Consider the following 7,328-nt stretch of genomic DNA (forward strand, 5'->3'; position numbering starts at 1 on the left):
CCCCGGTCCGGGTACATGACCAGGATTGGACAGGTCACCTGCGAAATGGCCGGTCGCAGATCGAAAAAGCCGGTTTGACCATAGCACCCGCCCCCTTTGGCGCAGATATCGTAAAACACGCTGCCCCGGTCGGCACCGTGCCAGCGAATGTATTTTTTTTGAAGCGACGGAGCCAGGTCGTCGAAGGTTGCCGGCAACTTCTGACGGTTGAAGGCCTGAATGGAAATGATACTGTGGCACAGGGTGCTGGCAGTCACGAGAGATTTGACCTGAACCGGGAAACGAACCGCATAGTCTACCCCCACGACCCCCCCTTCACACTGACCGACGATATGAAAGCGGTCGATCCCCAGCAGGGCCATTAATTCGGCCATCGCCGACACGCTGTGTTCGCGGAAATGCGCATCCACATAGTAGTCGGCGAAGTCAGCACCGCCATCCGATCGACCGAACCCACGCCGGTCATATAACAACACCTGAAAACCAGCCGCGGCGAGCATCGGGTGGATCTCTTCCCACATCATGCCGCAGGAGAATCCGTTGTGCAGCAACACGATGGTCTCCCCTTCCCCGTGGATCTCGTAGTAGGTATCCAGACCGTCTATTTTCACAATCGACATTGGTAATTCCTCACCCGCGCATTGGACGGTAGTGTCAGCGTCCGCATCAGCCGGGTCGACGACAAGCCATGCAGAAGTTAATGTTTAGCCTTCATATTTCCAGAAAACAATCTGTTTTTGTTTATATTTTTAGGATCAAACCCACCGGGCAATGATCCGACCCAAAAATGTCGTTGTCGATGAACGCGTCCTTTACCCATCCTTGCCGAATGATGTCATCTGAAACGAAAAAATAATCGATGCGCCAACCGGCGTTGTTTTTACGGGCATTGAAGCGGTAGGACCACCATGAGTATTTCACCGTGTCGGGATAGAGATGACGAAACGTGTCCACGTAGCCCATCTCGACGATGTGGTCGAGCCACTCACGCTCGATGGGCAAAAAACCGGATCGCTTGGCATTGGGCCCGGGGTGCTTCAGGTCGATCTCGTTGTGGGCCGTGTTGAAATCACCGGTGATGATCAGGCTTTTTCCCTGCTTACGCAACCCCTCGGCGTAATCGAAAAAGGCTTGGTAGAAATCCAGTTTGTATCGGAGACGCGCATCGCTAGCCTGGCCGTTGGGAAAATAGACATTAAAAAGCGTAAATGCGTCGAATTCCAGTTCCACAATGCGGCCTTCCTCATCCAACCGGGGCTTGCCGATGCCGTGGCGCACCGCCCTGGGAGTCAGGCGTGAATATACGGCCACCCCGCTGTACCCTTTTTTGACCGTCGAAAAGCTAAACGAAGCCTCATACCCGTCGATGGCCTTCATGGTTCGGGTCAACTGGTCTTCCTGGAGCTTGGTTTCCTGGAGACCCACGATGTCCGCATCCAGGCTGCCGATGGATGTCAGGAACGTTTTCTTCATGACGGCCCGGTAGCCGTTGACGTTCCAGGAGATCAGCTTGATGGTTTGCTTGGGCATGGTTGCCTCCGAATATAGGCGTTAAGACGATCAATTTGGCAAGGCTAGAAGGAGGAAGCCGTATTTGGTATACTGCGACGACCGATAACGCCGTCCAAATTGATCGTCTTAACGCCTCGTATCAGCGGTGGCGGTCCACCCCGATCCTCGGGCACATGTCGGCCACCGGGCACCGGCTGCAAAACGGTGAAATGGGTCGGCACAGCATCTGGCCGAAGGCCACCAGCAGTTCGTTGTAGCGGACCCAGTGCCGCCTGGGCAGTTTCTTTCTCAGGGCCAGTTCGGTCTTGTCCGGCGTCTTCGTCTTGACGTAGCCGATGCGGTTGCTGATCCGGTGCACGTGGGTGTCCACGCAGATGGCCGGAATTTTGAACCCCTCCACGAGGACCAGATTGGCGGTCTTGCGGCCCACACCGGGCAAAGCGGTCAGCTCCTCCAAGGTATCCGGCACCTTCCCGCCGTGGCGGTCCAGCAATATCCGGCTGATGGACAGCAGCCGCTTGGCTTTGGTGGGATAAAATCCCACTGGGTAGATCAGCGTTTCGATTTCCCGCGCCGGCAGCTTCACCATCGTTTCCGGGGTCCGGGCGACAGCCAGCAACCGTTGGGCAGCCACACCGGTCACTTCGTCCTTGGTGCGCAGAGAGAGCAGGGTGGAGACCAGCACCTCGAACGGAGTGGCGCCGCGATTGGCGATGAAGGTGATGATAGGCGGGTTCCACTGGCGGTAATTGGATTCGATGACGGCTACAAATCGGTCGATATCAAAGGCACGCTGTCGGGTCATCACATTCGGTTCTTTCCGGATCCATGGGAGCGATGGGGCTGCATCGGCATCAACTTGCATCCATACACCGGCCGACCGTTCAGGTAAAGTCCCAAGTCCGGAATCTGTTTTTTGTAAATCAATATATATACAATTAACTTTACATTGACATTTACATTTTATTTTTTATAATGGGAACAGCTGAGTCAATCACTGTAGAGAGGCAAAATGGGACCCGAACTGACAGCGGGACAGAGACGGCTTTTCGATTACCTAAAAAAAATCATCCAACGCACCGGAAAGGCGCCCAGCCTCCGCCAGGCGGCCCAGGACCTGGGTGTGAGCCACGCGGCCATCTCCCAGGGCCTGAAATTGCTGGAGCAAAAAGGGGTGGTGAAGCGCCAAGGCCGCTACAGTCGGACCCTTCACCTGATCAACCCCACCGGCGAAACGGCGGCGGCCCAGCGGTGGCGGGAAGTGCCGGTGGTGGGTCGGGTAAACGCCGGCCTGCCCCTGTATGCGCAGCAGGAATGGGAGGGCGGCCTAGTGCTGGACCGTACCCTGTACCGCGGTCACCATCTTTTCGCCCTTCGGGTGCAAGGGGACTCCATGAAAGGGGCGGGCATCCTGGACGGGGACATGGCCGTGTGCGCACCGCGCCAGTATGCCGACAACGGAGAGATAGTCGTGGCCCTGATCCATGGCGAAGAGGCCACGGTAAAACGATTCTTTCTCCGCCGGGACCACGTCGAACTGCGGCCGGAAAACCCCGACTATCCGGTCATGCACTACGGGTTTGACGAGGTGTTGATCCAGGGCCGGGTGATCGGGATACAGCGGGGGGTGGCGGGCATCCGCTGAACGTTCGCAAAAAGTCAAAAAACAAATTTATTATAGGGTGTTAAGATTTAAGTATTAAGTGGCTAAGTTAAGGATTTCTATCGATTAGAGAAAAACAAAGAACGCCTACTTTTTCTAAAAACGTTTGTAAAATCGCTCCCCATCCTTTTTTTAACACTTAAACCTTAACACTTGGTTCTAGTGCAAATAGTTATGGACGGATCAGAAAACAGTGACCCCAACAAACAAAAATAACAATCTCCCTCCCATTCTGGTGGGAACCAGCGGATACGCCTACAGTGAGTGGGTGGATGCCGGCTTCTACCCCCCGGGCACCGGCGCGGCCCGGATGTTGGCGTACTACGCCCGCGTCTTCCCGGTCACCGAGATTAACTATACCTGGTACCAGATGCCCAAGGCGCCGGCCGTGGACCGCATGCGCCGCAAGGCACCAGAGGGCTTTCGCTTTGCCGTCAAACTCACCCGCACCCTGACCCACGAGGTGGACGCCGACGGCTGGCCGGCCCAGGCGGCCCTGTATCGGGAGGGCATCGCCCCGCTGGTGCAGTCGGGTCAGCTTTTGGCCGTGCTGGTGCAGCTGCCGCCCTTTTTTCGGCGCAATCCGGACAACCGCCGCTATCTGGCCCGGCTGCTGGACGCCCTTTCCGGCCTGCCCCTGGTCGTCGAGTTTCGCCACGCCTCCTGGGCCACCGACCGGGTGTTCGCTTCCCTGAGAGAACGCCGGGTAACCTTGGCATGCGTGGACGCCCCGGAATTGAAGGACCTGTTCCCGCCGCTGCCCATAATCACGAATCCGGACCTGTTCTACATCCGCTTTCACGGCCGCAATACCAAAGGCTGGCGGTCGGGCAGCATGCAAAAGCAGTTCGACTACGATTACAGCAACGACGAACTGGCCCAGTGGTCCCGGTCACGCATTCCCGGAATGGCCCGGCAGGCAAAGACCGGCCTCATTTTTTTCAACAACCACGTCCGCGGCCAAGCACCGAAGAATGCCCGGATGCTGATGGACCAGTTGACGGGGGTCTGAAGACGGAGGACAGATGACAGGGAACAGAGGCCCGAAGTCGGATCACCGAGAACCGAAGCCTAAACATGTAAAACGGGATTCCGAATTATGGGATTGAGGGATTGGAAAATTGGTGGAGCGTCTTCCAGCCGCAATCGGTTTTCTGATTTCCGTCCTCAGACCTCAGTCTTCCGACCTCAGACATCCGACCGCTGAATATGGAACGATCGATCATTCACATCAACGTCGCCGACTTCGCCGTTGCCGTGGAGCGGGTGCTGGATCGCCAGCTCGATGGTCGGCCGGTGATCGTCGCACCCGAGGGGGCCGCCCGGGCCACGGTTTACGACATGAGCGAAGAGGCCTTTCAGGCCGGGGTGAGAAAGCACATGCCCCTGAGCCGGGCCCTTCGCCGCTGCCGGGACGCCCGGGTGCTGCCGCCCCGCCCGGATCGCTACATCCAGGCCATGGCCCGCATGCTGAACGCCGCCCTGCCCTGTTCGCCCCTCATCGAGCCGGGTGAGGGGGACGGGCATCTGTTTGTGGATGCCACCGGCAGCAGCCGCCTGCTGGGACCACCGGTGGATGTGGCCTGGCGGCTGGGCCGCCGGATCCGGCAAGATCTGGGTCTGATGCCCATCTGGTCGGTGGCCACCAGCAAGCTGGTCGCCAAAACCGCCACCCGACTGGTCAAGCCCCTGGGCGAGTACATCGTGGAAGCCGGCGACGAAGCAGCCTTTCTGGCCCCCCTGCCCCTCTTTCTGGTACCCGGCATCGAATCCAGCGACCTGGAACGATTGAATGATTTCAACATGATCCGAGTGTTTCAAGCCGCCAGGCTCAGCGTCGATGAGATGCAGACCCTCTTCGGCCATCGGGGGCGCTTTATCCATGACCGGCTTCACGGCATCGATCCGTCTCCCGTTCGCCCCGTGGATCAGCCACCGCCGAGGGTCATCGAATGCCGGGAGTTCGGCGAAGACACCAATGATCACTTGCAGGTGGACCGCAGCCTGTACCGGCTGGTGGAACAGGCCGGGCGACAGCTGCGGCGCCAGGCCCTGGCCGCCCGGCAGATCGCCTTGGTTCTGGAACACACCGATGGGGTCCGGCGAATCCGCCAGACCACGGCCAAACCGGCTACGAACAACGATTTCGCCCTCTTCGCCCATGCCCGGCGGGTGCTGGATCTGGCCTGGACCCGCCGGGTCCGGCTGCGGCGCATGACTCTGGTCTGCGACCGCTTGACCTATCCGCCGGCCCAGCGTTTGTTGTTCGAACCGGAACGTCGAATGGCGGAAAGACAGGATCGGCTGGTGGCGGCCATGGACCGGATCCGCCGGCGCTTCGGCACCGATGCATTGGCCATGGGACGGACGCTGGCGGCGTAAGACGAAATTCCGAATTGTGGAATTGAAGCATTTGGGAATTAACTGAACAGATGACTGAGGTGAGATGCCAGAGAACCGATCGCGGCTGGAAGCCGCTCCACCAATTCCCAATCCCCTAATCCCTTAATTCGGAATTCCAATCATGATCCCTCTTACCGTCCGATCCCACTACTCCCTCATGTGGGGCACCGATTCGCCGGCAGCCATCTGCCGGGCGGCCCGGCGCTTGGGATACAACCGTCTGGCCCTCACCGACACGGACAACCTTTACGGCATGTTGAAATTTGTCAACGCCTGCCATGAGGAAGGACTCAGCCCCATCGTGGGGGCGGAAATCACCGATCCGAACAAGAAACACCGCGCCGTCTGCCTGGTCAAAGATACGGCCGGCTATGCCAACCTGTGCCAATTGATCACCCGGCGCCACCGGGATCCAGCATTCGAACTGTCCACCACCCTGCCCCATCTGGCCGGCGGCCTGCTGGTGCTGGTCAGCCACGCCGGCCTGCTGACGGCCTGGCACCGGGCCGGGGTCCACACGGCAGCGGCCCTGCCGCGGCGCCCCCCATCCCCATTTCATCCTCTGGTGCAGACGGCCCGACGCCTGGACGTCCCGCTGGTTGCCACACCGGGCAGCTTCTTTCTGAAACCGGAGGGATTCGCCGTCCACCGTCTGCTGCGGGCCATCGCCGGCAACACCGCCCTCTCCCGACTCGGCCCGACCGACATGGCCCCGCAAGCGGCCTGGCTGGCTCCGGCCGAGGAATATCACCGACGGTTCATGCATTGCCCGGAAGCCTTGGACAGCACCTGCAAACTTGCCGAAGAACTGACCTTCACCGGCCCATCCTTCGGCTTGGTCATGCCGCCGTGGAACGACAACCGAGGGCGCAACGCCGATGATTGCCTGCGCCGGGCCGCTTATGCCGGTGCCCGGAATCGATACGGCAAGGAACTGGGCGAGGCCGTGGTGGAGAGACTGGAACACGAGTTGGCCGTCATCGCCCGCATGGATTTTTCGGCCTACTTCCTGGTCGTACAAAAAATCGTATCGCAAAGTCCGCGCACCTGCGGCCGGGGATCGGCCGCCGCCTCCCTGGTGGCCTATTGCCTGATGATCACCAACGTCTGCCCGGTGAAGCACAACCTCTACTTCGGCCGATTCCTCAACCCCGGACGAACGGACCCGCCGGACATCGACGTGGATTTTGCCTGGGACGAACGGGACACGGTCATCGACGGCGTGCTCGACCGCTTCGCCGGCCAGGCGGCGATGGTTGCCAGCCATATTCTATTCCAACCCCGCATGGCCCTGCGCGAGACAGCCAACGTTTTCGGCATGCCCGATGCCGAGATCGGCAAAATCACCCGACGTCTGCCCTGGTTCTGGCAGCGGGACGAACTGAATGCGGGGCTGCTCAAAAACCTGCGACAGCGCCCGGAAACCCGCAACCTGGATTTCGTTCACCCCTGGCCGTCGATCATGACCCTGGCTCAGCGGATCATCGGCATCCCGCGCCACCTTTCCGTCCATCCCGGCGGCGTCGTGATTACCCCGGGTTCCATCCACAGCTATGTCCCCATCGAAAACGCCCCCAAAGGGGTCCCCATCATCCAGTGGGACAAGGACGGTGCAGAGGACGCCGGCCTGGTGAAAATCGACCTTCTGGGCAACCGGAGCCTGGGAGTGATCCGGGATGCGTTGGCCAACGTAAGATCCAACGGCGCCGTCGTCGACGAAAACCGCTGGGTACCCGAGGACGATCCGGCC

At 59.6% G+C, this 7,328-nt stretch carries 7 protein-coding genes; 4 read left to right on the forward strand and 3 right to left on the reverse strand.

Annotated elements, in window-relative coordinates; genetic code table 11:
• The 3 genes from ABYV26_RS16890 to nth form a co-directional block, all read right to left on the reverse strand.
• The coding region (locus ABYV26_RS16890; RefSeq protein WP_372682528.1) for an alpha/beta fold hydrolase at nt 1-620 on the reverse strand (620 nt) is incomplete at its 3' end.
• A 121-nt stretch (nt 621-741) separates the two neighbouring features.
• On the reverse strand, nt 742-1,530 hold the full coding sequence (locus ABYV26_RS16895) for an exodeoxyribonuclease III (RefSeq protein ID WP_372682529.1): 789 nt from the start codon (nt 1,528-1,530) through the stop codon (nt 742-744).
• A 121-nt stretch (nt 1,531-1,651) separates the two neighbouring features.
• Nucleotides 1,652-2,317, reverse strand: coding sequence for an endonuclease III (gene nth, locus ABYV26_RS16900; RefSeq protein WP_372682530.1), 666 nt, complete (start codon nt 2,315-2,317; stop codon nt 1,652-1,654).
• Between the two features lie 207 nt (nt 2,318-2,524).
• On the opposite strand from nth, the gene lexA reads away from it, so the two are divergent.
• The 4 genes from lexA to ABYV26_RS16920 form a co-directional block, all read left to right on the forward strand.
• The gene (gene lexA / locus ABYV26_RS16905) at nt 2,525-3,157 is read left to right on the forward strand and encodes a transcriptional repressor LexA (protein WP_372682531.1); all 633 of its coding nucleotides are present in this window, start codon (nt 2,525-2,527) and stop codon (nt 3,155-3,157) included.
• A 211-nt stretch (nt 3,158-3,368) separates the two neighbouring features.
• The gene (locus ABYV26_RS16910) at nt 3,369-4,187 is read left to right on the forward strand and encodes a DUF72 domain-containing protein (RefSeq protein ID WP_372682532.1); all 819 of its coding nucleotides are present in this window, start codon (nt 3,369-3,371) and stop codon (nt 4,185-4,187) included.
• Nucleotides 4,188-4,384: 197 nt separating this feature from the next.
• Nucleotides 4,385-5,557 carry a hypothetical protein gene (locus ABYV26_RS16915; RefSeq protein WP_372682533.1) on the forward strand — a complete coding sequence of 391 codons (1,173 nt, stop codon included), beginning with the start codon at nt 4,385-4,387 and terminating at the stop codon, nt 5,555-5,557.
• Between the two features lie 142 nt (nt 5,558-5,699).
• A partial coding sequence (locus ABYV26_RS16920; protein WP_372682534.1) for a PHP domain-containing protein occupies nt 5,700-7,328 on the forward strand: 1,629 nt, incomplete at its 3' end.

This window comes from Desulfosarcina sp. (assembly GCF_041551955.1).
Taxonomy (GTDB): Bacteria; Desulfobacterota; Desulfobacteria; order Desulfobacterales; family Desulfosarcinaceae; genus Desulfosarcina.